This window comes from Haloparvum sedimenti, assembly GCF_001462205.1.
Lineage (GTDB): Archaea > Halobacteriota > Halobacteria > Halobacteriales > Haloferacaceae > Haloparvum > Haloparvum sedimenti.
The window spans coordinates 137,600-137,831 of sequence record NZ_LKIR01000142.1 but is presented as its reverse complement, the minus strand read 5'-3'; the positions used below and the strand labels follow the sequence as shown (position 1 = coordinate 137,831).

1 pseudogene is annotated in these 232 nt (G+C 67.2%); it reads right to left on the bottom strand.

Going from position 1 to position 232, the window contains the following annotated elements:
- Window positions 1-232, bottom strand: a pseudogene (locus AN233_RS17755) (cell division control protein Ccd6); the annotation flags it as partial.

Here is a 232-nt window from a genome sequence, read left to right as displayed (position 1 = left end):
AGTCGACCGCGTCGAAGAACGTCGTGTAAACGCGGTCGGTCGGCCACCCGGTCATGGGCACTTCCTCCATCTCCTCGCGGTCGTCTTCCAGTTCCGCGATTCGATCGTCGACTTCCGCGATCGAGTCGAACGCCGAGGGATCGATGGGGTCGACGGCCTCAGCGTCTGCGGCGTCGGCGGTCGCCGCGTCGGTGGTCGTCGCGTCGGTGGTCGTCGCGTCGGCGTTTACCGC